This is a genomic window from Paenibacillus sp. FSL R7-0333 (assembly GCF_038000365.1).
Lineage (GTDB): Bacteria > Bacillota > Bacilli > Paenibacillales > Paenibacillaceae > Paenibacillus_AQ > Paenibacillus_AQ silagei.
The window spans coordinates 3,776,423-3,798,867 of sequence record NZ_JBBOBZ010000001.1; the positions used below are offsets into that span (position 1 = coordinate 3,776,423).

General features: G+C 52.1%; 25 protein-coding genes. 6 read left to right on the forward strand and 19 right to left on the reverse strand.

The features are described 5' to 3' along the window. Positions 1 to 4 precede the first annotated feature (4 nt). The 5 genes from MKY86_RS15685 to MKY86_RS15705 all read right to left on the reverse strand — a co-directional run bounded on the left by MKY86_RS15685 (position 5) and on the right by MKY86_RS15705 (position 5,425). Positions 5 to 853 (reverse strand): carbohydrate ABC transporter permease, encoded by an 849-nt coding sequence (locus MKY86_RS15685; protein ID WP_076086200.1) that lies wholly within the window; start codon positions 851 to 853, stop codon positions 5 to 7. A gap of 3 nt (positions 854 to 856) precedes the next feature. Then, positions 857 to 1,765 (reverse strand): carbohydrate ABC transporter permease, encoded by a 909-nt coding sequence (locus MKY86_RS15690; protein WP_076086211.1) that lies wholly within the window; start codon positions 1,763 to 1,765, stop codon positions 857 to 859. A 61-nt stretch (positions 1,766 to 1,826) separates the two neighbouring features. Further along, positions 1,827 to 3,170 carry an ABC transporter substrate-binding protein gene (locus tag MKY86_RS15695; RefSeq protein WP_076086197.1) on the reverse strand — a complete coding sequence of 448 codons (1,344 nt, stop codon included), beginning with the start codon at positions 3,168 to 3,170 and terminating at the stop codon, positions 1,827 to 1,829. 187 nt (positions 3,171 to 3,357) lie between these two features. Continuing rightward, complete coding sequence (locus tag MKY86_RS15700; protein ID WP_076086194.1) at positions 3,358 to 4,575, reverse strand: MFS transporter; 1,218 nt, start codon at positions 4,573 to 4,575, stop codon at positions 3,358 to 3,360. An 82-nt stretch (positions 4,576 to 4,657) separates the two neighbouring features. After that, entirely contained in the window at positions 4,658 to 5,425 is a 768-nt protein-coding gene (locus MKY86_RS15705) for a DUF1836 domain-containing protein (protein WP_076086191.1), read from the reverse strand. A gap of 115 nt (positions 5,426 to 5,540) precedes the next feature. On the opposite strand from MKY86_RS15705, the gene MKY86_RS15710 reads away from it, so the two are divergent. Beyond that, complete coding sequence (locus tag MKY86_RS15710; RefSeq protein ID WP_076086188.1) at positions 5,541 to 6,863, forward strand: hemolysin family protein; 1,323 nt, start codon at positions 5,541 to 5,543, stop codon at positions 6,861 to 6,863. A 501-nt stretch (positions 6,864 to 7,364) separates the two neighbouring features. Here MKY86_RS15710 and MKY86_RS15715 read toward each other — a convergent pair. Both MKY86_RS15715 and MKY86_RS15720 read right to left on the reverse strand, forming a co-directional pair. Continuing rightward, positions 7,365 to 7,850, reverse strand: a complete 486-nt coding sequence (locus MKY86_RS15715; protein ID WP_076086182.1) for a GNAT family N-acetyltransferase — start codon at positions 7,848 to 7,850, stop codon at positions 7,365 to 7,367. A 59-nt stretch (positions 7,851 to 7,909) separates the two neighbouring features. Beyond that, positions 7,910 to 8,269: a VOC family protein gene (locus MKY86_RS15720; protein WP_076086179.1), complete on the reverse strand. Its 360-nt coding sequence runs from the start codon at positions 8,267 to 8,269 to the stop codon at positions 7,910 to 7,912. Positions 8,270 to 8,417: 148 nt separating this feature from the next. Here MKY86_RS15720 and MKY86_RS15725 point away from each other — a divergent pair, with 148 nt between their 5' ends. Beyond that, on the forward strand, positions 8,418 to 9,770 hold the full coding sequence (locus MKY86_RS15725; protein WP_076086176.1) for a TrkH family potassium uptake protein: 1,353 nt from the start codon (positions 8,418 to 8,420) through the stop codon (positions 9,768 to 9,770). Positions 9,771 to 9,852: 82 nt separating this feature from the next. Here MKY86_RS15725 and MKY86_RS15730 read toward each other — a convergent pair whose 3' ends face one another. Further along, a complete protein-coding gene (locus MKY86_RS15730) occupies positions 9,853 to 10,134 on the reverse strand; it encodes a hypothetical protein (RefSeq protein ID WP_036695355.1) in 282 nt (93 codons plus the stop codon). Between the two features lie 162 nt (positions 10,135 to 10,296). Here MKY86_RS15730 and MKY86_RS15735 point away from each other — a divergent pair, with 162 nt between their 5' ends. The 3 genes from MKY86_RS15735 (at position 10,297) to MKY86_RS15745 (ending at position 13,508) form a co-directional block, all read left to right on the forward strand. Beyond that, a complete protein-coding gene (locus MKY86_RS15735) occupies positions 10,297 to 11,541 on the forward strand; it encodes an aminopeptidase (protein WP_340827171.1) in 1,245 nt (414 codons plus the stop codon). Between the two features lie 54 nt (positions 11,542 to 11,595). Beyond that, complete coding sequence (locus MKY86_RS15740; RefSeq protein WP_340827174.1) at positions 11,596 to 12,825, forward strand: aminopeptidase; 1,230 nt, start codon at positions 11,596 to 11,598, stop codon at positions 12,823 to 12,825. A gap of 506 nt (positions 12,826 to 13,331) precedes the next feature. Continuing rightward, complete coding sequence (locus MKY86_RS15745) at positions 13,332 to 13,508, forward strand: hypothetical protein (protein WP_155991496.1); 177 nt, start codon at positions 13,332 to 13,334, stop codon at positions 13,506 to 13,508. 159 nt (positions 13,509 to 13,667) lie between these two features. Here the strand turns inward: MKY86_RS15745 and MKY86_RS15750 are convergent, their stop codons facing one another. From MKY86_RS15750 to MKY86_RS15765, 5 genes are all read right to left on the reverse strand, one after another. Then, complete coding sequence (locus MKY86_RS15750; protein ID WP_340827176.1) at positions 13,668 to 14,360, reverse strand: AlkZ-related protein; 693 nt, start codon at positions 14,358 to 14,360, stop codon at positions 13,668 to 13,670. 88 nt (positions 14,361 to 14,448) lie between these two features. Beyond that, on the reverse strand, positions 14,449 to 14,769 hold the full coding sequence (locus tag MKY86_RS15755; RefSeq protein WP_076086130.1) for a hypothetical protein: 321 nt from the start codon (positions 14,767 to 14,769) through the stop codon (positions 14,449 to 14,451). Further along, positions 14,762 to 15,121, reverse strand: a complete 360-nt coding sequence (locus MKY86_RS15760; RefSeq protein WP_339257200.1) for a HesB/IscA family protein — start codon at positions 15,119 to 15,121, stop codon at positions 14,762 to 14,764. Before MKY86_RS15760 ends, MKY86_RS15755 begins: the two co-directional genes overlap by 8 nt. 26 nt (positions 15,122 to 15,147) lie before the next feature. After that, the gene (locus MKY86_RS34160) at positions 15,148 to 15,480 is read right to left on the reverse strand and encodes a winged helix-turn-helix transcriptional regulator (RefSeq protein WP_081751207.1); all 333 of its coding nucleotides are present in this window, start codon (positions 15,478 to 15,480) and stop codon (positions 15,148 to 15,150) included. Continuing rightward, positions 15,437 to 16,843, reverse strand: coding sequence for an MFS transporter (locus tag MKY86_RS15765; protein ID WP_076086124.1), 1,407 nt, complete (start codon positions 16,841 to 16,843; stop codon positions 15,437 to 15,439). Before MKY86_RS15765 ends, MKY86_RS34160 begins: the two co-directional genes overlap by 44 nt. Before the next feature lie 167 nt (positions 16,844 to 17,010). Here MKY86_RS15765 and MKY86_RS15770 point away from each other — a divergent pair, with 167 nt between their 5' ends. After that, entirely contained in the window at positions 17,011 to 17,670 is a 660-nt protein-coding gene (locus MKY86_RS15770) for a helix-turn-helix transcriptional regulator (protein ID WP_076086121.1), read from the forward strand. A 39-nt stretch (positions 17,671 to 17,709) separates the two neighbouring features. On the opposite strand, the gene MKY86_RS15775 is transcribed toward MKY86_RS15770, so the two are convergent. The 6 genes from MKY86_RS15775 to pstC all read right to left on the reverse strand — a co-directional run bounded on the left by MKY86_RS15775 (position 17,710) and on the right by pstC (position 22,279). Continuing rightward, positions 17,710 to 18,294, reverse strand: coding sequence for a TetR/AcrR family transcriptional regulator (locus tag MKY86_RS15775; RefSeq protein ID WP_076086118.1), 585 nt, complete (start codon positions 18,292 to 18,294; stop codon positions 17,710 to 17,712). After that, the gene (locus MKY86_RS15780) at positions 18,287 to 19,015 is read right to left on the reverse strand and encodes an MBL fold metallo-hydrolase (RefSeq protein ID WP_076086115.1); all 729 of its coding nucleotides are present in this window, start codon (positions 19,013 to 19,015) and stop codon (positions 18,287 to 18,289) included. Before MKY86_RS15780 ends, MKY86_RS15775 begins: the two co-directional genes overlap by 8 nt. A 76-nt stretch (positions 19,016 to 19,091) precedes the next feature. Further along, positions 19,092 to 19,649, reverse strand: coding sequence for a hypothetical protein (locus MKY86_RS15785; RefSeq protein ID WP_340827180.1), 558 nt, complete (start codon positions 19,647 to 19,649; stop codon positions 19,092 to 19,094). A gap of 75 nt (positions 19,650 to 19,724) precedes the next feature. Continuing rightward, positions 19,725 to 20,501: a phosphate ABC transporter ATP-binding protein PstB gene (pstB, locus tag MKY86_RS15790; protein WP_076079259.1), complete on the reverse strand. Its 777-nt coding sequence runs from the start codon at positions 20,499 to 20,501 to the stop codon at positions 19,725 to 19,727. A 51-nt stretch (positions 20,502 to 20,552) separates the two neighbouring features. After that, entirely contained in the window at positions 20,553 to 21,449 is an 897-nt protein-coding gene (gene pstA / locus MKY86_RS15795; RefSeq protein WP_036726586.1) for a phosphate ABC transporter permease PstA, read from the reverse strand. After that, positions 21,446 to 22,279, reverse strand: a complete 834-nt coding sequence (gene pstC / locus MKY86_RS15800) for a phosphate ABC transporter permease subunit PstC (RefSeq protein ID WP_442792645.1) — start codon at positions 22,277 to 22,279, stop codon at positions 21,446 to 21,448. Before pstC ends, pstA begins: the two co-directional genes overlap by 4 nt. Positions 22,280 to 22,445: the final 166 nt, after the last annotated feature.

Sequence of the window (22,445 nt, forward strand, 5' to 3'; positions counted from 1 at the left end):
GATTCTATCCTTTCAGGCCGGATGTCGCAATTCCTTCCACGAAATACTTTTGCAGCGTGATAAAGAGAATGAAGCACGGCACCAGCGACAGCACCGACATGGCGAACATCGGGCCCCAATCCGACTGCGAGCTGGAGTCCAGGAACAGCCGCAGCCCGAGCGGCACGGTGTATTTTCCAATATCGCTAAGGAAGATGAGCTGGCTGAAGAAATCATCCCAGGTCCACATAAAGGTGAAAATCATCGTCGTGATCAGCGCAGGCAGCGCCAGCGGAATAATAATCCGGCTGAAGATTTGCACCGGCCCGCAGCCGTCAATCGTTGCCGCTTCGTCCAGCTCCTTCGGCAAACCCCGGATGAACTGGACCGTCAGGAAGATAAAGAAGCCGTCCGTCGCCATCCACTTGGGCAGAATCAGCGGCGCGAAGGTGTTCACCCAACCCAGGCTGTTGAAAAGGATATAACGCGGGATAAGGGTCACATGCAGCGGGAGCATAATCGTCATCAGCATCAGCGCGAAGCCCAGTGCCTTGAACCGGAAATTCAGCCGCGCGAACGCATAAGCCGCCATGGAGCAGGTGATCACATTACCGAGCACGGCCCCCAGAGAGACCAGAGCCGAGTTCTGCAGGAACCGGGCGAAGGAGCTGCCCTGGAACCCGAACCAGCCGCTGACATAATTATGGAAATTCCACTGCCGGGGCCAGAACCAGATTTCCGAGAAAATCATATTCGCCGGCTTGAACGAGCTGCCTACTAGCCACAGCACCGGGTACAGCATGACAAAGGCGATCAGACAGATGATGAAGTGCTTGAGCCATATGGCACTTTTCGAAGCGCTGCCTGTATCCATAGCTTATTTCCCCCCATCTTCATAATGCACCCACAGCTTGCTGCTGCCGAATAGCAGGAGTGTGAATACCCCGATCAGCAGCACCAGTACCCAGGCCATCGCCGAGGCATAGCCCATCTGGAAGAAGGAGAAGCCCTTCTTGTACAGGTACAGGGAATACATCAGGGTGGAATTCACCGGTCCCCCGCTGCCGTTACTGATAATGAACGCTTGGGTGAACGACTGGAAGGCGGTGATCGTCTGCATGATGACATTGAAAAAGATAACCGGAGACAGCACCGGCAGCGTAATGTGCAGGAATTGCCCCACTTTGCCTGCACCGTCCACCGAGGAGGCGTCATAATATTCCGGCGGCACCTGCTTCAGCCCGGACAGGAAGATGATCATCGACGAGCCGAATTGCCATACCGACAGCAGGATCAGCGAATACAGCGAGTATTTGGGATTCGATACCCAGTCAGGCGCCTGTATCCCCCCCATGGCCAATAGCTGATTCAGCAGCCCATCGCCGCCGAGCATCTTGCGCCACAGCATCGCAATAGCAACACTGCCTCCAAGCAGCGTAGGGATGTAATAGACCGTCCGGTAGATGCCGAGGCCCCGTATGCCTTTGTTAAGAAGCAGGGCGACCGCCAGGGCAAACATCAGCTTCAGCGGCACCGACACGAATACGAAGATAAACGTCACCTTAAGCGACTGGATAAATAGCGGATCTGCAGTGAGCATGGTGGTGAAGTTATCCAATCCGATCCATCTGGAGCTCTCCAGAATACTGTAATCTGTAAAAGAAAAATAGAGTGAGGCCGCCATCGGCCCCAGGGTCAGGCACACCAGCCCCAGCAGCCAGGGCGACAGGAACAGGAGGGCAATCCCGTTCTGATTGTAGCGCAGCTTTGTTTTACGCCGCTTCATGCCTGCTGGTCTATCTACTGTCATCAGATCTGCACTCAATGGCTCTCTCGCTCCTCTGTATTTATTTGGCCTTGTCCAGTATGGCGTTAGCACCGGAGATGAACTGCTCGCTTACCTGCGGAATGCCGGCCTGACCGAAGGAGATCTGCTCGCTGGCGCTCTTGAAGTTCTTATCAATCTCCGAGAAGCCCTGCGGGTAAGGCGGGTCAATATCACTGGAATGCTTGGAGACCACATCGATAAAATCAAAGATTAACTGCTCCTCGGCGGTAAGCGAGGGCTTCAGCTGCTCCCGCACTGCGGAATTGACCGGTACTCCCCGTTCAGCCCCCAGAATAGCGGTGCCTTCCGGGTCATTGACCATGAAGTCAATCAGCTTCGCTACCTCCTTGGGATACTTGGTCTTGGCATTCCCGGAGATGAACTGGCCGGGCTTCAGATATTCGCCGATCTTCTGCTCCCCTTCCATATGCGGAATTACCTGCATCTTCAGCTTCTGGCTCTGATCCTTCAGCACATTCTGATAGGTAATCAGCTGGTTGGACCAGGCAAAATCAAGGGCAGACTGGCCAACGGACAGTGGCCGGGTCTCCAGAGCATTCGTCATCGCGGCAGTTACTTCTGCCGTTGTAGCGCCGCCGCTGTCCCGCAGCCCCTGCCAGTAATTGAACCATTCATCGATGACCTCCTGGGAGACCCCGAGCTTATTCCCGGCGAACAGGCCGCTCCCGTTCTGGCGCACGAATACCTCGAAGATGTTCGTAGTGCCCGAAATATCCGGCGTACCATAGTAGCCGTCGCCTTTCTTCTTAGCAATCGTATTCGCCATCTCCGCAAAATCCTTCCACGTCCACGACTCCTGCGGCTCCGCAATTCCCAGCTCCTGAAGCACGGAAGCATTATAGACAACGCCGGGAGCGTTCACTCCAAGCGTGACGGCGTACAATTTGCCGTCAATGCTTCCTGCCGAGAGCATGCTGCTGTCATGGTCCTCCGTCCGTAGCGTTCCATCCTGGGTATAAGGCGTCAGGTCAAGCAAGGTGCCGCGCTTGGCGTAATCGGACAGGAACGCATAGTCCATCTGAATGATATCCGGAGCATTCGAGCCTGCCACCTGGGTAGACAGCTTATCGAAATAGCCGTCCCAGCCGGAATATTCCGGCTTAATCGTAATGCCCGGATTCTTCTCCTCGAAGCGCTTGATCATCTTGGTAGTCAGATCGTGGCGTGTCTGCGAGCCCCACCAGGTCATTCGCAGCTCAATTGCAGGTGCCGAACCCTCAGTCTTGGAAGAAGCCTTAGCGCCGTCCGGTGCATTCGATCCGCCGGATGAGCATGCAGCCGTAGTCATCAGCATTATGGAGCTTAGAAGCAGTACAAGTCCTTTGGTCCCCTTGATTGTCATCTGTTGCCTCCTCAAATTTGTGAAGTAAGCGGTTACATTAATGATTATACGGAACGCTCTGCATGGGGTAAATCCAGAAAAGTAAGGGGTTATATCAAATAAGTAAGACAAAAGCCAGCCGGAATCTTCCGGCTGGCCTGTTAGTCCTGGTTAGTTCTTTTAAGTATAAATCTGTTCCGTAAGCAGTCTACTCTAGCTCCAGTCCCTTCGTTTCCTTCCCCAGGAACAGCACCGCCAGAGCGCCGATTATAATCGTGACGAAGAAGATCATGAAGATGGAGCCAATCCCGACCGCCTTGCCAACCAACAGGCCGACCAGCGTTGGGGCAATAATGCCTCCAATCCGTCCAAAGGAGGTGGCGAGTCCGGCACCTGTAGAACGGATCTTAGTCGGATACAACTCAGGTGTGTAGGCGTACATCCCGCCCCACGCTCCCAGGTTGAAGAACGACAGGCAGATCCCGGCAGCCATCAGCATGCCTTCGGTCGTTGAATTGCCGAACCAGGCAGCGCTAACGGCTGTCAACAGCAGGTAGATGACCAGTACGAACTTGCGGCCGTATTTCTCGATGAAATAAGCGGCGGTGAAGTACCCCGGCAACTGGGCGAGTGTCATGATCAGCACATACTCGAAGCTTTTGACCAGACTGAAGCCCTTCAGCACCATCACCGTCGGCAGCCACAGGAACATTCCATAATAAGAGAACACCACGGTAAACCACAGAATCCACAGCATGATGGTCGAGCGGCGGTACTCTGCCGACCAGACTGCCGCTACACGCTTCTTCAAGGGCACTGGAGGAGCTTTCTTGATCTCCGCGAACTTCGGTGAGTCATCGATTGCCCTGCGCAGATAGAGCGCATATAGCGCCGGTACCGCCCCGATGGCGAAGGCGACCCGCCAGCCGTAATCCGGAATGACGAAGTACGCAATCAGCGCCGACAGAATCCAGCCCACCGCCCAGAAGCTCTCAAGCAGCACAACAGCACGGCCTCTTTCCTTGACCGGCATGCTCTCGGATACCAGCGTAGAAGCCACCGGCAGCTCTCCGCCCAGCCCGAAGCCGGCAATGAAGCGCAGCACACATAATACTGCATAACCTGCGGCGAATGCCGACAGTCCGCTTGCAATCGAGAAGATCAGCAGCGTCCAGAGCAGCACCGATTTGCGGCCGAAGCGGTCCGCCATAATTCCGGCTGCGGCTGCACCGACCGCCATCCCTACCGAGTTAATGCTGGTTAAATAGCCGATCTTTTCCGGTCCCAGCGACCATTCCTTGGCTAGTGCAGCCACGACGAACGAGATCATCCCTACGTCCATTGCGTCGAACATCCAGCTTAGACCTGCACTGAAGAGCAGCTTCCGCTGCTTCGGATTCTGCAGCAGCGACATTTGATTCCACATGACTTAAGGCCCCTCTCCCCTGATTCCCGCTAATCCAATAGCTCCTGACTAGTATCACTTACACATTCTAGAAGCGGATGATTCAAAAATCAAGGAATAACACCGCATTGAAATATTGCCGGGCCATCGCCTGAAAATAACAGGTCTGCACCGAAATCGCAGCGATCAGCAGCATATTCTGCACCGCATCCCGCTGCCCTCTGCTCAGGTGGCTGAGCCGCTTCATCATTTTGTCCATGGCCGACTTGATTGCGCTGTCCGATTTCCACAGATATTCCTTGGGATTTCCGGTCAGAGCCTGCCCTTGCGCCGGAAGCGGGGAACGGGTCTTAATCTCCTCGAACAGCTCGGCATACCCGTGATACAGCTGTGCCGGCTCCACCAGATCATCGTCATCGCGCTCAGGCGCCAGGAACAGCATACGAAAGAGCTGCCTGATGCTCTCGAAATCAAGCGCAGCCTTCAGATCATCTATTATAAATAGAATGGCCGCCTGATTAATGGAGTACTTCTTCCCTTCACGCGGGGACCCGAGATATTCCTTGAAATCGCGCTTCACCCAATTCTGCATAGCAGAGACGGATAAAGTGGAATACTCAATCAGACCGCCAAGCGAAGCAATTTCACCCAGGGACAGCCCTTTGACGCCACCGCCTTTGATCAGCTTTTGCAGAATCGGGGGGATATCCGTAGACAGAAAAGCGGGCAGGCTTGTCCCCTCCCGCACCTCGTCACGGTGGAACTTAGTCCAGGCTTCCTGCAGAATATGGAGCGGCTTCCGCTCCGAGTTGGGCCCTAGAGACAGTAATAGTCCGGACATCTCTATCCGGCTAAGTGTAAAAGCTTCCATAGCTGGCAACCCTCCACCATTTGATATTTCACTGAAAAGTTCGTACAATAGGTTCATATGAACTCATAATATGAGTATAACCTATTTTAGGGACGAAAGGGATGGTAAAGATTATATGGGTATAGGACTTAGTTTGACGCTCGTGGCAATTTTGATTATTTTAACCGCATTTTTTGTAGCGACGGAGTTTGCAGTAGTGAGATTACGGGGCAGCCAGGTCAGCCAGATGGTGCTGGACGGCAAGAAGAACGCACTGGCAGTACAGCGGGTAGCCGCTAACCTGGACGGATATCTGTCCGCCTGTCAGCTCGGTATCACGATTACTGCACTCGGGATCGGGGCATTGGCAGAGCCTGCCTTTGAGCAGCTGCTCATTCCACTGTTTGATCTGGCTGGTGTGAGTCACAACGTTAGTAAGCCCATTGCTTTTGCATTGGCCTTCATTATCGCCACCTTCCTCCACGTCGTGGTCGGAGAGCTTGCACCGAAGACCGCCGCTATTAATATTCCGGAGAAAATTGGTCAGATTACCGCACCGCTGATTATTTGGTTCTACAGAATATTGTACCCTTTGATTTGGATCATGAACGGTTCTGCCAACCTGCTCGTCCGTATGTTCGGCATGAAGCCTGCCAGTGAACACGGCGACGCGCACAGTGAAGACGAGATCCGCCTGATCTTGTCCGAGAGCTATGAGAGCGGCAAAATCAACAAAGCGGAATATGGTTATGTTAACCGGATTTTCACCTTTGATGAGATGCTCGCCAAGGAAATTATGGTTCCCCGGACAGATATGGTCTGCCTGTTCACCGATCATTCGCTGCAGGAGAATTTTGAAATTATCCGCAAGGAGCAGTATACCCGCTTCCCTGTAGCTGACGGCAGCAAAGACAATATCATTGGCATGATTAATACCAAGCAGCTCTACCTGCAATACGACAATAATCCTGATTTCGATTTCAAAAGCCTGATCCTGCCTCTGGTGACAGTATCGGAGGTTACGCCAGTAAAGACCCTCCTGACCCGTATGCAGAAGGAGCGCGTGCATATCGCCCTGCTGCTGGATGAATACGGCGGCACCTCCGGTCTGATTACGATTGAGGATATTCTGGAGGAGATCGTCGGTGAGATCCGCGATGAGTTCGACGAGGATGAGCGCAGAAATGTGGAAAAGCTGAGCGACACTCATTATCTGTTCGACGGCAATGTCTCCCTGCTGGAGGTCAAGGATCTTACCGGACTTGATTTCCATGATGAAGAAGTCACCACAATCGGCGGATGGCTGTACAGTCATATGGAAGAACCGGCTGTCGGCAAAAGCCTCACCTACGAGCATGTCACCCTGACGGTCCGAGAGATGAACCGCCACCGTATCCGCAAGGTGGAGATCCTGATCGATCTTCCGGTCACCGAAGAATCAGATGCACACCACGAGTAAGGCTTATAGATAAGCTGCAACAAGTAAGGCGCTCCCCTTGAGTTACTGGGGAGCGCCTTTGTTCTTATTTTAGGAAATTATGGTTTCTTTCTTTTGTGGATAAGGGAGGCACAGAGACCGGGGGCGCCACGTAGGCCAAATGTAATCGAAAAACCGATTACATTCGGACCGGGGGCGCCGCGTAGGCCGAATGTAATCGAAAAACCGATTACATTTGGATCGGGGGCGCCGCGTAAACCGAATGTAATCGAAAAACCGATTACATTTGGACCGGGGGCGCCACGTAGGACGAATGTAATCGAAAAACCGATTACATTTGGATCGGGGGCGCCGCGTAAGCCGAATGTAATCGAAAAACCGATTACATTTGGATCGGGGGCGCCACGTAGGCCAAATGTAATCGAAAAACCGATTACAATTGGACCGGGGGCGCCACGTAGGACGAATGTAATCGAAAAACCGATTACATTAAGCAAATGAGGGGTACTCCTGCCCCTGAATTCACCGGATGCCCCTTGAAGTGGGCGATTTCCGTTCAGTTCCTCCTGTAGGTTGATGCGATATGTATTTTTTGAAAAGCTTGCTTCCCTCTCCGTCGTACCCCAGACGCTCATAGAACCGGTGAGCATCCGTAAGGATGCTCTTGCTTGACAGCCTCACCTTAAGTGCACCTCTGGCTGCGGCAGCCTCTTCTGCGAACCGCAGCATGGAGGCTCCTATTCCCTTGCCCCGCAACTCCTCGATGATGACAAAACGCTCTATCACTGCGAACGGACGGTCACCGCTAAGCGCATCCATACACAGATGCAGATGAACCGTTCCGGCAACTTCCCCGCCCTCTACATAGACAAACAGCAGACTGTCCGGATTATCGGCAATTTGACTTATTCTTTGGGGGGACACATGAATATCGCTGGAATCCGGCAGCAGAATCCGGTATAAGCCCTCTATGCCGGCAGCGTCCTCCGCCCGTGCTTCTCTTATCATCTATAATCCTCCCCTTAACAATAATTAATGAGATTAACCTTTATAATTAATCTCATTAATTAACTGATATAACGGCAGATCATTAACACGTTTCCGTCCGGGTCCTTAAAGTTAAACCAGTGGTCATTCTCAATATCCGTAAGGATCTCTGCCCCGCTGGCTTTGACATAATCATAGGCGGCATCAATATCATCGGTAAGCAGATGGAAGGACGGCACCTTCAGCACGGCTTCGGCTGTGAATATTTTACTGTCCAGTACAATCCCCGGCCCCTGCATCGGCACCTCATACAGATGCCCGAATAATACTTCGCCGTCAAGCGGCAGTCCGAGCAGACTGCAATACCAGTTCTTGGACCTTTCGATATCACTAACCGGGATGAAGACAGCGCCAATCTGATTGCGTATCGGACTTGTCACAGCAGTATAGCCTCCTCATAGAGTGCAAGTTGTTGAATCCTACAGCCTTTAATGATTTCGATAAAATATGTCAATTTCCTGCCTGTTTAGGGATGAGAATATAAGTTATGCTATAATCTTGTCAGATCCTATCCCTATTGTCAGGAGAATGAACTTGGCTAACCTTTTCTTTGGGCATTTGAAGCTGACGCCGCCCAAAATACTATCGCTCGGCTTCGTGCTGCTGATCGCTGCCGGAACCCTGCTGCTGTCCCTGCCTGCCGCTTCTACGGGCGGAAGAATCTCGTTCATTGATGCGCTGTTCATGGCGACCTCTGCGACCTGTGTAACCGGACTTGCCGTCATAGATACGGGTACGCAGCTTTCGACCTTTGGACAGATCGTGCTGCTGGTGCTGTTCCAGTTCGGCGGTCTTGGATTCGTAACGATGGCTACGCTGATTACGCTGGTGCTGAACAAACGAATCTCATTGAAGGAACGCCTCTTGCTGCAGGAATCCATGAACCAGAATTCCATGCAGGGTATTGTGAAGCTGATCCGCCGGGTGCTTATCTACTCCCTCGTGATCCAGTTGACCGGCGCCATTCTGCTGGCCGCAAGATTTATAGTAGATATGCCTATAGGCAAAGCAGTGTATTACGGAATATTCCATAGTATCTCCATCTTCAACAACGCGGGCTTCGATCTGTTCGGCGACGTTCACGGGCCATTCAGCGGTTTAACACGCTATGTGGAAGATCCTATTGTGAATATTACCTCCATGCTGCTGATCTTCCTCGGCGGTATCGGCTTCATTGTATTGTCCGATGTGATCGATTATCCCAAGCGCAAGCGGCTGACACTACATTCGAAGGTCGTGCTCGCAACTTCAGCAGTGCTGATTCTGGTCGGAGCTGTTGTCTTCTTCTGGCTGGAGCTGAACGCTACACTGAAGCCGCTGCATGCCGGAGGCAAGATTATGGCCTCCTTCCTGCAAGCTATTACGCCCCGTTCCGGCGGGGTGACAACCATTGAGATTCCGCTGCTGCGGGAATCCACCCAATTCCTGATGATTCTGCTGATGTTCATCGGGGCGGCTCCCGGCTCCACCGGCGGCGGAATCAAGATTACCACCTTTGCGATTCTGGCCAGCACCGCCTACGCCAAGCTAAGGGGCAAAGAGGATATCGTCATGTTCCGCCACCGGATCTCGAAGGAGAATGTATACAGGGCTATTACTATGACGCTGCTCTCTCTAATGTTGGTGGTCATCTCCACCATGCTGCTGTCGGTAACAGAGAGCGCAGATTTCCTGAGCGTATTGTTCGAGGCGGTGTCCGCTTTCGGCACTTCAGGCATCACTATGGGACTGACCACAGAGCTGACCACGACCGGCAAGGTGCTGGTGATCATTCTTATGTTCGTGGGCCGGACCGGACCGCTTACTCTGGCCTATGCGCTCAAGCCGAAGAACAGCAAGGAGCTGTACCGTTACCCGGAAGGCAATATCACCATCGGCTAAGAAAGCACACATAAGAAATGCGACCCTGCTCGTCCTAGGCAATCAGACGGGACGGGGTCGCATTGTTATATCCGGAATAAGCTTAAGCTTCCTCTTCCGGGATCTCCTGGGTATCCAGCGCTGCATCCAGCAGCTGATTGTACAGATCATCGTCATTCTCCAGCAGCGCATCGACTTCCAGGAACTGCTCCTCACTCCCCGGCTCCCCGGCGAAGCTCAGGCTGTAATCCCATTCGGTTCCACGGGAACTGTAGAAAGTAATCTCATAAGGGGAACGGTGATTCTCTAATGTAAATACCGTTCTCCCCACAAAACTTCTATCCTCTACGCGTTTCATTTCTGCTTTGGTGATTTCCAGGTTCATCCTCTTTCCTTCCTTTCATCTGATCATGCCCACAATATTCAGTATAACATTGATATGTCAGCATTTCTCTTTCCTTTTGCGCTGTAATTGACTTTTTTCATCCGGCGGTTAATAATTTAGTACAATGCTTATATAGAGCTAAAAATAATGGTAATGGAGGAAATGTCAATGACTGAAACAGAGCTTCAGGACAAGCTAAGTAAATATGCTGATTTGGCGGTTCAAATCGGTGTGAATGTTCAGCCGGGACAAATCCTGGTCGTGAACGCACCGATCACTGCGGCTGAGTTCGTCCGCCTGATTACGGCCAAGGCTTATGCCATTGGTGCCAGCCAGGTGAAGGTGAACTGGAGTGACGAGTTCATTACCCGCCAGCAGTTCGAGCATGCCGCACCCGAAGTATTCACCAAGGCGCCAACCTGGTTTGCCGGTGAAATGACTGAGCTTGCAGAGAACGGTGCCGCCTTCCTGTCGGTCATTGCCGAGAACCCGGATGCCCTCAAAGGCATTGATCCTGAGCGGATTGCGAGCTTCCAGAAGACACGGGGCGCAGCGCTTACGAAATACCGTGAATTGCAGATGTCCGACAAGGTTAGTTGGAGCATTGTAGCGATCCCGTCCCAGCCTTGGGCAGACAAGGTGTTCCCTGAGGTCCCTGCTGACCAGCGCGTAGACAAGCTGTGGGAGGCCATCTTCCATACCGTCCGTCTGGACCGTGAGGACCCTGTTGCCGCCTGGCAGGAGCATCTGGACACACTGGAGTCGAAGGCAAATGTTCTTAACGCGAAGAAGTACGCGAGTCTGCACTACATAGCACCCGGAACTGACCTTAGCATTGAGCTGCCTGAAGGCCATCTATGGGCGCAGGGGGACAGCATCAATGCCAAAGGTCATTCTTTTGTCGCCAACATGCCAACGGAAGAAGTGTTCACAGCTCCGCTGAAAACCGGCGTTAACGGTACGGTCCGCAGCACGAAGCCGCTCAGCTACGGCGGAAATGTAATTGACGGTTTCTCGATCACTTTTGAACAGGGCCGGATTACCAGTGTGAGCGCTGAGCAGGGCCAGGAAGCCCTCGAATATCTGATCAGCCTGGATGAAGGCGCCAAGTATCTGGGGGAAGTTGCACTTGTGCCGCATCAGTCGCCGATCTCGGAATCAGGGATTCTCTACTTCAATACCTTGTTCGACGAGAATGCCTCCAACCATCTGGCTATTGGCACCGCCTATGCCTTCTGTCTGGAAGGTGGCAAGGAAATGAACCAGGATGAACTGACCGCCCGCGGCCTCAATAACAGTGTGACTCACGTTGACTTCATGATCGGCTCGGCCGAGATGGATATCTACGGAATTACCGCTGACGGTACACGCGAGCCGGTCTTCCAGAAGGGCAACTGGGCCTTCTAACCCCCCCCTTATAAGCTATTGCATTTCATTAGATAATGAATGGAGCTGAAGCTATTGCTGGATTTCAACCAAAAGCTGGAGAATTACGCACTGCTCGCTGTAAAGATCGGCGTTAATATCCAACCCGGCCAGACCCTTGTCGTGAATGCGGATATCGTATCGGCTGCACTGGTCCGCCTGATTGTACGCCAGGCCTATGAAGCAGGTGCGAAGCTCGTCAAGGTTAACTATTCCGATGAATTCGTCACCCGTACCCGCTATGATCTGGCGCCGTCCGAGAGCTTCCTGGAGCCGCCGAAGTGGCAGGCCGATGAGCTGGAGGATCTGGCAAGAGGCGGAGCGGCATTCCTGACAATCATCTCAGCGAATCCGGACCTGCTGAACGGAGTAGATGCAAGCCGCATTGCGGACCATCAGAAGACCGCCGGTCAAGCTATGGCTTCTTACCGCGAGATGCTGATGGCTAACCAGGTCAGCTGGACCGGCCTCGCCTTCCCATCTGCTTCTTGGGCCGCGAAGGTGTTCCCGGACGCTGCGCCTGAGCAGCAGATTGAACTGCTCTGGAACGCCATCTTCAAGGCCGTGCGCGCAGACCAGGAGAATCCGGTGCAGGCCTGGAGTATCCATCTGGCCGGTCTGAAGCAGCGCTGTGAGCTGTTGAACGCGAAGAAATACCGCAAGCTGCACTACACGGCTCCGGGCACCGATCTGACGATCGAATTGCCTGAAGGACATATCTGGTGTCAGGCGGGTGCGGTGAACAGCCGCGGCATGTCCTTCCTGGCGAACATTCCGACCGAGGAAGTGTTCACCGCTCCGCTGAAGACGGGTGCGAACGGCACGGTCCGCAGCACGAAGCCGCTCAGCTATGGCGGCAACATCATCGACCGCTTCAGCCTGACCTTGGAGAATGGTAAAGTGACAGACTTTACTGCTGAAGTCGGCCAGGAAGCCCTTGCTTCCCTGCTGGCTATGGATGAAGGGGCCGCCTACTTCGGCGAAGTGGCGCTTGTGCCCTTCCACTCCCCGATCTCGGAGAGCGGCATTCTCTACTACACTACCCTGTATGACGAGAATGCTTCCTGCCATCTGGCACTTGGCGCTTCCTACGCCTTCACCCTGCAGGACGGCATTAATATGAGCAAGGAACAGCTTGTAGACAAGGGCATGAACCAAAGTCTCACTCATGTAGACTTCATGATGGGCTCCCCGGAGATGAATATCGACGGAATTGCCGATGACGGCTCCACCGACCCGATCTTCCGGAATGGAGACTGGGCTTAAGCTTAATCTATGTACTATGAATGAGACCCCGCTATCTCCTCTTGAGGAATATGGCGGGGTCTTTGTGTTTACCAGGGGACTTTTCCCCTGAGAGTGCTATGTGATGAGAGTGCTATGAGATTTAATGAGTGACAAAGTGGCTGATTGCACTTTCTGCAATAGAATTCACGGAAACTACGGTTAAAACACCTTCTGCTGTATTTCGTACAACAGATTTCTGGATTTCAGCTCCAAACCCCCGTTTTCTCAAAATTCTAGTGTATAAAGTGCAATAGATCCATTTTTTCGGCGAAATTAGCGCTTATCTATTGTATAAAGTGCAACCGAAGGTGAAGTTAAGTGGGTCAAAGCAACCCAAACAGCCCAAATGTGAACATTCAGTCAAAGAATTTTCACAATATTGTTGAAATTAGTTCACAAATATGTCACAATACAATTATAGATAGTGTTTACAGTTCCAAAAGAGGAATGTTTTAGTCCATGAATAATCTAAGGAGGGAATTCAGATGAAAGAAACTTTCACTCATGACAACACGGATTCTATGGAAACAGAACGTCTGGAAGTCCAGGCTCCCAAAGACTTAAGTATCGTTGCCTCCGACGCCATCAAGTACACTGCCTACATCATGCTGCTGTTCGGATTCCTGTACTTCCTGGTTGCCTACCTTGGCCCCATGCTGTAAGGCTGCTTCAATATACACAAGATACGCAGTACAATCACATATTCGTAAGCGCTTACGGCCAGTCTCCTGCGGGAATGAGATTAGCCGTTTTTATTTGTCTCCCATGTCAAAACGCCAAAAACGGCAGCCCTCTTCATATGAAGGACTACCGTTCTTTGTCTACTTCCAGCCCAGCGCCTTGTTGATCCAGGCAACCGCCTCCGGTGCCCACGCCGCTTCCATACGTGAACGCAACCAGGCTATCGCCTCTTCTCTCGATCCCTCAAAGGGCAGAATGCCCGCTTCATGCATCCAGTGCCCCGAGGTTTCAAAAGAGGTGCTGTTCCAGCCATTCGGCTCTCCGTCCGCATTCACCCGTTGCTTCACGCCGGAGATTACGATATCCAGAGACCCTTGCAGCTCCGTTACTGCATTGTCAAAAGCCGTTTTCTTCTCCTTGGCCTTCATATCCGCCATAGAGCGCAGCTGGCGTGTCTCTATTCCCTCATTCGCCCGGATAATCTCCAGCAGAGTCAGTGCTTCTCTCGTGGCCAGGCCGCTCTGATACCGCTCTTCCAGAGACTGCCGAGGCCCGGACGCTGCCAAGTAAGCCGGAAGCCACTCGCGGGATACGAGCACGGCTTTTTTCTTGATGAATTTTCCGTAGCCGGCTAAGTCTTCTCCGGGAAATCTGACCCGCCAGCGCCAGGGGTCCAGCTCTGTATCCGTATGCCAATTCTCCGCCAGCGTCAGCCCGTTCACAGACGGATGCTCCGGGATCAGGGGTGCCAGCGGCACAATCCCCAGCCTAGCAACTACCTCAGCCATCTCTTCAAAGGTGGTTACATTCTCTTGCTTACCTGCTTCGCCCACGTCATTCAGCCTCCTAAATCAATCTGGCTTGTACACCAAATTAAGCTTATCATTATAAATGAGCAAATTCACTTCCTGCATATGCTCATTAGGAGATTTTGTTTAAAAATATACCATTTTCATTACAGCCAATCTGAAAATGCTCATCCTGTAAAATCCAGGCATCTGATTTCTCGACAAAGAAATGAAAGCCTCCGATGGATTGAACCACTGCCGGATCAATCGGTGTAGCACTTGCATTGATGCCAATTGTAAAAGCATCTGAGCCTCCACCCGCATATTTTGCATAAATCCTTACATGTTGGGCCTCTGCCAAACCCCATTCATCCTTAAAAGAATCAATCGCTTGTTCAGATACCTCAAATGATATCATTTCTCTTCTCTCCTTCCCTTCCTGCAGGTTAATCACATTTTTTAACTTCCCCCCGATAGTTAGCCATTCGAAAACTGGCCCCGCATCCACATGAGGCTTTGGCATTAGGGTTATTCATGGTGAATCCGCCTATCATTCCGCTTTGTTCATAGTCAATTTCGAGACCATCGATATATGGAATACTCTTCGTGTGAACTAATAGACGAAATTTATCTTTATTGAACACCACATCCTCCTCTGTTTGCTGCTCATCCAAGACAAGGGTATAAGACAATCCGCTGCATCCCCCTTCTTCAACACCTACTCTAAGAAAAGAGTGCCTTGTATCAGCGGTTAATAAGATTTCGGCGATTTTCTCTGCTGCGATCTCACTGACCTCAATGTTCATTTTCATTCCTCCTATACAAGCTTAATTTAGTTTTGGGTCCCCCAGTCCATTAGACAAGGTATGAACGTAGCGAGAGCTACTCCTTTTGGTGTAAGTTCATACATGGTTCGTGTAGGACGCTGGGGACTGGTTCTCTTGACCAGATTATGATGTTGAAGCTCCTTTAAACGCTGGGAAAGGATTCTTTGCGTAATGGAAGGAATACTCCGGGTCATTTCGCTAAACTTCTTCGGACCGTAAGAAAGAGTGAATAAGATATGGATCGTCCATTTGGACCCGATGATGTCATAGGCTATAAGAAGTTTCTCCCTATCCTCATTGGACAATGACCGGTACACCCTCTTTCTTAAGATCAGCATTCTTGATGGATTGCGGTGAGATCCGGGTGCTGGCAATGATACTTATGACGATCAACAAGAGATGGAAGCCCATGGCTACAATTAAGCCGGATTGCAGTGACATTCCAGCAGCCTGACACACGACAAGGATGGAACCCCCAATCCCAATAACTACACCGGGTGTAAAAGAATCCGCAAATTGCAGATTTGCCGAGGTTTGGCCCGCGCCGCCTTCCCCTGTTTGGGAAAAGGCTACAACACCGCTAACCGGATGCGCCAATCCAATACCGACCCCCGCGATAATCTGACCCATAACTGCAACGGCAACAGACACAACCGGTATCCAAAAGACGATGGCAATCCCTATGGCAAGCAGAAATACCCCCAGAATAATTCTCATATGACGTCCACGGCCCTGATCTGCCGCATCCCAACGTCCTTGCACATACGCAATGATACACCAGCTTAGTGCAGCACTCGCTACGATTAAACCCGCCTGAGAAGGTGTAATTCCCTGCACATCAATTAGAGCCAATACCAGGAAATTCTGTGTGCTGGCATAGGCAGCGAAGAACAATCCGCGTGTTGCGAGAATCGCCGGCATCCCTCTTCGCAGCGTAAGTGTTCCCTTGGGCAGCAATTGACGGAGCGGTAATATCACACCTACGAGGCCAATCAGGGCGAATATAAATCCCATTATACTTGGAAGCATACTTAGACCAATCAGGAAAAGGCCTGTACCCATCGTTAAGAGTAACGCCATCCAAGTGGATGAAGATCCGCTGTCCCCTCCCGTCTGCTGCACTTTCAATTTCCTGAAAGCCGGTAAACTAAGCACTGCTGAAACAACCAGCACAGGTAAGATCCCCCAGAAAACAAACCGCCACGACCACTGATCTGCTATAAGACCTGCCACATATGGACCGAGCATGGACGGAAGAACATAGGCTGTACCAAAGGCTCCAAGTATTTTGGCACGTAACTCATCCGGGTAACTTAAGGAAATAGCCGTATACACACAAGTCATCATAGCTCCGGCACCCAAACCTTGCAGGGCCCGTGATCCAATCATGATATACATATCGCCTGCGGTTGCGGCAGCGACCAGTCCTGCGATAAACAACAGAAGCGCATATGTGAAGGGTGCAGCAGGTCCTCTTTTATCTATAATTCGACCGACGACCAGTGTACCGATAATCTGCGCAAGCAGGTACGTACTGAATATCCATCCGAACAGGCTAAGACCGTTCAAGTCTCCGGCAATCGAAGGAGCAATGGTGGTTACGGATAGACCTTCGAATCCAACGGCCATCACGGACAGGATAATCCCTATGGATAGTGCAAAATAACGCGGGCTGAAAATACTTTGATGATTAGACGACATGAATGGTGACCTCCAAGAAAATTGGTATGTATACATCGTATCCGGATACTTAGTAAACATTTTTGTTTATAATGTCTAGGCTACATTCGGCCTTTGACTTTGTCAACATTTTTATTTAAAATGTAGGGAGTGATGAAGCTTCAATAGCTGCAAAAAGGAGGAGCACCATGAGCCGGAATGAAATCAAAAAGGATGTCTCCACCCGTACCCGAAGAGCGATCATTGATCTGTTAAAGGAGCGTGGGGGCATGGATGTTATGACCCTCTCCGCTCATTTTTCGCTGTCTGGAATGGCTATTCGCCAACATTTGAATGCACTGAAGGAAGAGGGATTGGTTACGAATGTGGAAGAGGCCCGTCCCATGGGCCGGCCCACCAAGCTGTGGATATTAACACCCGCAGCTAATCGTTTTTTTCCAACCGGATATTCGGATTTATCCATCAGTCTCATTAATTCGATGAAAGAGGCTTTTGGCAATGAAGGGCTGGACAAGCTGCTGGATGTTCGAAATAAAAACATGCAGGCACAATATCTCAAGCATCTTGGTACGGCATCGGATGTTAGAGAGAAATTGGAGAAACTGGCCGAGATTCGAACGAATGAAGGTTATATGGCCGAGGTTAAGGAGCAGGAGGATGGCAGTCTCTTATTCATCGAGAAACATTGCCCGATCTGTGAAGCGGCGGCTGTATGTACCGGGTTATGCAAGAATGAACTGCATTTATTTAAAACCGTTCTAGGGGAGGATATTCATATTGAACGGGGGGAGTACATTTTAAAGGGAGGCAGAAACTGTATCTACACCGTAAGGCAACATAAGCCGTGACAACAAGAGCAACCTCTTCTTGGAGATTGCTCTTTGTTGTTATTTCAGGCGTACTTCGTCCGCTCCCATACAGCGGATTCCCGCAATATAGGTATTAATCAGCCGGGTGAGTGTAACATTCAGGTCAAGCGGCATTCCAAATCCGCCTTGATGCTCCAGGGTAGACAATCCATGCAGGATACTCCGTAGTCCACGGACAGCATGCAGATTGCCTTCCTCATCCAAACCGAATGCGGATATCACCTGGATGATGAGCGACAGGATCTTCCCTCCCGCCGCTTCCAGAGCGGTGTCTCCTTGTTCGGGTGCTTTTAGCGTCGTCTGGTACAGCCCCGGGTGCGCTCTGGTGAATCCGATGTAAGCCTGACTCATGGCATGTACTGCAGCCTCTCCGCTTAGCCCCTCCGTTGCCTCCGATATGACCTCATGCAGCTGCTCCAGACCATATACCGCCATCAGTGTACGCAGCCCTGAGAGTCCGTTAATGTGATTATAGAGCGACGGAGAACGTACGCCCAGCTTGGCGGCCAGCGCAGCAAGCGTAACTTCCTCAATTCCGTGTGCGTCTGCCAGCTCTGCTGCGGCCAGTACCAGCGTGTGTGTATCCAGTCCTGCTCTAGCCATGTACCCTCTCTCCTCCCTTTACTTGCCCTTCGGCCTCCGCAGCCGCCCGCTTCATCGCCTCTATCGGAGCTACAAGCAGATCACCATGTCCTACCGCCAGTACAGAAGGGGCAAGATCAATCAGCCTGTAGGCACTCACCAAGGCCTGTTCGGGGCTCCAAGTCGCCATAGCCGGAAAAGGAAACCAGGGAACCTTCTTGCCGGACACTGCCGTGGCCCGGAAGGTCTGGAACGCATCACCAACGATCAGCGCTCCACTGCGCCGGTCCTGAAAAGACATCGATCCCGGCGTATGTCCGGGAGTGCTGAACGCTGTCAGCGAGCCGATGCTATCGCCGTCATGCACCAGAATGTCGGGCCGGGTCACTATTTTGGCGGGTACACTGCCCTTAATAGGAGTCTGCAGCTCACCGGCTCTAAGCGAGCGGTCACCAGCCAACAATGCAGCATCCCGCTCCGAGATATAGACCTTAGCCTCCGGCACCTCCTTCTTCAAGGCATCAAGCGCCCCGACATGATCCATATGACCATGAGTGAGAATAATACGGGTCAGCGGCTTACCAAGCTTGGCAACCTGATTCAGAATCCCGTGCAGACTATAGGACATTCCCGCGTCAATAAGTGTAAGCTCCTGTTCTTCCTCGATCAAATAACAATTCACTGGAAAAATACGCGGCAGCCACGTAAGCTGATGCAAATGGCCTTCTCTTGTTACTCTCATCGTAACTTCCTCCTCGAAACTAATCTCATTAGTTAAAATATAAACTAATGAGATTAGTTTCGCAAGAGATATTTACTCATACAAAAGTGAACGGCTTAGGCAGGGGTGTGGCGACATCCAGTCTCTGCTCCTCGTGCCAGTCCAATGTGATCGGTTTTTCGATTTCATTGGGTCCGCACGCCCTCGCTCCGCCCAATGTAATCGGTTTTTCGATTACATTAAGTTCGCACGCCCTCGCTCCGCCCAATGTAATCGGTTTTTCGATTACATTGAGTTCGCACGCCCTCGCTCCGCCCAATGTAATCGGTTTTTCGATTACATTGAGTCCGCACGCCCTCGCTCCGCGCAATGTAATCGGTTTTTCGATTACATTGGGTCCGCACGCCCTCGCTCCGCCCAATGTAATCGGTTTTTCGATTACATTGAGTCCGCACGCCCTCGCTCCGCCCAATGTAATCGGTTTTTCGATTACATTGGGTCCGCACGCCCTCGCTCCGCCCAATGTGATCGGTTTTTCGATTACATTGAGTCCGCAAGCCCTCGCTCCGCCCAATGTAATCGGTTTTTCGATTACATTGAGTCCGCCCCCCTCGCGGCTGTTTATCTCCTGAACAGCCAAAAACACCACCCGCATTGGATGGTGTCCTGAACGATCAGTGTGATCGAATTTGTCTATTCCCTTCTATACGCGTCCCGGCCCGTCTCCCGCTCAGCCAAACCGGCCCATAATGTATTCCTGCGTCATCTGGTTCTCGGGGTTCGTGAAGACCTTCTCGGTCTTGTCGTATTCCACCAGAGAGCCGAGATAGAAGTAGGCGGTGTAATCCGAGATCCGCGCGGCCTGCTGCATGTTGTGAGTGACGATCACAATGCGCAGCTCTTCCTTCAGCTCCTTGATCAGCTCCTCTACCTTACCGGTTGATACCGGGTCAAGGGCCGAAGCCGGCTCATCAAGCAGCAGGATCTGCGGGTTGACCGACAGCGCCCGGGCGATACACAGACGCTGCTGCTGTCCGCCGGACAACGCCAGAGCGGAATCCTTCAAGCGGTCTTTGACCTCGTCCCACAGGGCGGCGCGGCGCAGGCTGCTCTCGACGATTTCATCCAGCGCCTGCTTGCCCTTGATGCCGTGATATTTCGGGCCGAAGGCGATATTGTCGTAGATCGATTTGTAGAACGGATTGGGCTTTTGCCAGACCATGCCGATCTTTTGCCGCAGCTTGATTACATCCGTGCCTGTAGCATTGATATCGACACCGTCAATCCAGATGCTGCCCTTGGTCGTAGAGCCGGAAATATCGTCATTCATCCGGTTCAGCGAACGAAGAAAGGTTGATTTCCCGCAGCCCGAAGGGCCGATCAATGCGGTCACCGTATTCTGGGCAAAAGGAAGGCTAATCCCCTTCACCGCCTCATAAGTTCCATAGAATATACTCAGATCCTCCGTTTGAAACGACTCGCGTACGACTGGCTCTGCGATTCCCATCTTAGTTCCTCCTACAGACTCTTTTTGAAAAGCGGATTGCCTTGTCTATTCTTAGCTCATTCTCTTGGATGCAGTAAGCTTGCGGTAGATGAATCTGCCGAAGTAACGGGCAGCCAGATTGAAGATTAATACGGTCAGCACCAGGACGGCTGAAGCACCCGCTGCGATCTGAAGCGCATCCGGTGCCAGGCCTTCACTGTTGACCTTCCAGATATGCACCGCCAGCGTCTCCGCCGGACGGAACGGGTTCAGCGGTGAGGAAGGGCTCAGCGGATTCCAGTTACTGAAGTCCAGGCGCGGGCTGCTCATTCCTGCGGTGAACATCAGCGCGGCTGCTTCACCGAACACGCGGCCAGCCGACAGGATTGTGCCAGTGATAATAGTCGGCAAGGCTACCGGGAGCAAGACCGAGGTAACGATCTTCCACTTGGATAATCCGAGCGCGAAGCCTGCCTCCTTCTGCTGCTTAGGCACCGTGCGGAAGGCTTGCTCCGTGATGCGCACCATCAGCGGAAGGTTGAAGAAGGTTAACGCGAGCGCACCCGAAATCAGGGAGAACCCAAGATTGAAGGTGTTGACGATCAGCAAGAGACCGAACAGACCCACGATAATCGACGGGAAGGAAGACAATACCTCCACGACCAGACGGATGAAGTTGGTCAGCTTGCCGGGACGGGCATACTCCGCCATGAAGATTCCGGCACCCAGCCCCAGCGGCACGGTGATGATCAAGGTCAGCACCAGCAGGAACAGGGAGTTGAACAGCTGCGGCCCGACGCCTCCGCCTGCGCGGATCTTTTGCGGCGCGGAGGTCAGGAAGTCCCAGCTAATATGATTGAAACCGCGGATCAGGATATATCCGAGCAAGCTAACCAGGATGGCTACGATCAGCAATGCAAAGGTTACGATAACGACTGTGGCTATTTTATTCGCAGTTCTCGGCTTCAAATTTTATTTCTCCTTTCGAGCATTCTCACCAGCAGGACGAATACGAAGGTCATCAGCATCAGCACCAGCGCCATACTCCACAGCGCATTGTTCTGCGGTGAACCCATCGTGGTATTCCCCATGCCCAGCGTGATGACACTGGTAAGGGTGGACGCGGACTCGAACAGGGAGTGAGGCACGAACGGCGCGTTACCGATAACCATCTGCACGGCAAGAGCCTCGCCGAAGGCGCGGGCCATACCAAGCACTACACCCGTCATAATCGCCGGGAAGGTCGTCGGGAGAATGACCCGGGAGATCGTCTGCCAGCGTGTGGCACCGAGCGCAAAGGAGGATTCTTTCAAGTTTTGCGGCAATGAAGCAAGCGCGTCTGCAGCCACGCTGGTAATCGTCGGCAGAATCATGACCGACAGCACTAGCGCGCCTGCAGCCACCCCGATGCCCTGTCCGGGCAGCGTATCCCGCAGAAATGGAACAATGACGCTTAAGCCTACGAACCCGTAGACAACAGATGGAATGCCTGACAGCAGCTCGATGACCGGCTGCAGCAGCTTTTTACCCCAGCCCGGCACAATCTCTGTCATGAAGAGCGCAGCGCAGATACTGAGCGGACTTGCGATAAGCGCAGCCAGCAGCGTGACCAGGAAGGAACCCGAGATGAACGGGAAGGCTCCGTAGGAAGGTGTGTCTGCTTCAGGCGACCACTTCGTGCCGAACAGGAATTCAGAGACCTTGACCTCACCGCTCACGAAGTTGGCCACGCCTTTGGAGGCTACGAAATAGACCATGGATATAATGATGACAATGAGCAGCAGTACACAAAAGGACATATAAATACGTCCGATTAAATTTTCTATATGATGTTTTTCCAGCCGCTTGTTTGTTGGTTGTCCCCTCAAGATGCTCCCTCTTTCTAAAGTGAAAAGAGAGGCAGAGTTTATCCGCCTCTAATCACATTAAAGTTGAAATCCGATCCTAACTGTGAACCGTTCAAGG

Bases quoted from the DNA above. Each gene is read 5' to 3' on its own strand.
- MKY86_RS15730 (WP_036695355.1), bottom strand. From the start codon at position 10,134: ATGAACCTGGAAATCACCAAAGCAGAAATGAAACGCGTAGAGGATAGA.
- MKY86_RS15770 (WP_076086121.1), top strand. From the start codon at position 17,011: ATGAGCCGGAATGAAATCAAAAAGGATGTCTCCACCCGTACCCGAAGA.
- MKY86_RS15705 (WP_076086191.1), bottom strand. From the start codon at position 5,425: ATGGAAGCTTTTACACTTAGCCGGATAGAGATGTCCGGACTATTACTG.
- MKY86_RS15780 (WP_076086115.1), bottom strand. From the start codon at position 19,015: ATGAGAGTAACAAGAGAAGGCCATTTGCATCAGCTTACGTGGCTGCCG.
- MKY86_RS15745 (WP_155991496.1), top strand. From the start codon at position 13,332: ATGAAAGAAACTTTCACTCATGACAACACGGATTCTATGGAAACAGAA.
- MKY86_RS15775 (WP_076086118.1), bottom strand. From the start codon at position 18,294: ATGGCTAGAGCAGGACTGGATACACACACGCTGGTACTGGCCGCAGCA.
- MKY86_RS15765 (WP_076086124.1), bottom strand. From the start codon at position 16,843: ATGTCGTCTAATCATCAAAGTATTTTCAGCCCGCGTTATTTTGCACTA.
- pstB (WP_076079259.1), bottom strand. From the start codon at position 20,501: ATGGGAATCGCAGAGCCAGTCGTACGCGAGTCGTTTCAAACGGAGGAT.
- MKY86_RS15695 (WP_076086197.1), bottom strand. From the start codon at position 3,170: ATGACAATCAAGGGGACCAAAGGACTTGTACTGCTTCTAAGCTCCATA.
- MKY86_RS15715 (WP_076086182.1), bottom strand. From the start codon at position 7,850: ATGATAAGAGAAGCACGGGCGGAGGACGCTGCCGGCATAGAGGGCTTA.
- MKY86_RS15685 (WP_076086200.1), bottom strand. From the start codon at position 853: ATGGATACAGGCAGCGCTTCGAAAAGTGCCATATGGCTCAAGCACTTC.
- MKY86_RS15725 (WP_076086176.1), top strand. From the start codon at position 8,418: ATGAACTTGGCTAACCTTTTCTTTGGGCATTTGAAGCTGACGCCGCCC.
- MKY86_RS15710 (WP_076086188.1), top strand. From the start codon at position 5,541: ATGGGTATAGGACTTAGTTTGACGCTCGTGGCAATTTTGATTATTTTA.
- MKY86_RS15690 (WP_076086211.1), bottom strand. From the start codon at position 1,765: ATGAAGCGGCGTAAAACAAAGCTGCGCTACAATCAGAACGGGATTGCC.
- MKY86_RS15760 (WP_339257200.1), bottom strand. From the start codon at position 15,121: ATGAACATTGAGGTCAGTGAGATCGCAGCAGAGAAAATCGCCGAAATC.
- MKY86_RS15735 (WP_340827171.1), top strand. From the start codon at position 10,297: ATGTCAATGACTGAAACAGAGCTTCAGGACAAGCTAAGTAAATATGCT.
- pstC (WP_442792645.1), bottom strand. From the start codon at position 22,279: ATGTCCTTTTGTGTACTGCTGCTCATTGTCATCATTATATCCATGGTC.
- MKY86_RS15785 (WP_340827180.1), bottom strand. From the start codon at position 19,649: ATGCGGGTGGTGTTTTTGGCTGTTCAGGAGATAAACAGCCGCGAGGGG.
- MKY86_RS15700 (WP_076086194.1), bottom strand. From the start codon at position 4,575: ATGTGGAATCAAATGTCGCTGCTGCAGAATCCGAAGCAGCGGAAGCTG.
- MKY86_RS34160 (WP_081751207.1), bottom strand. From the start codon at position 15,480: ATGCTGATCTTAAGAAAGAGGGTGTACCGGTCATTGTCCAATGAGGAT.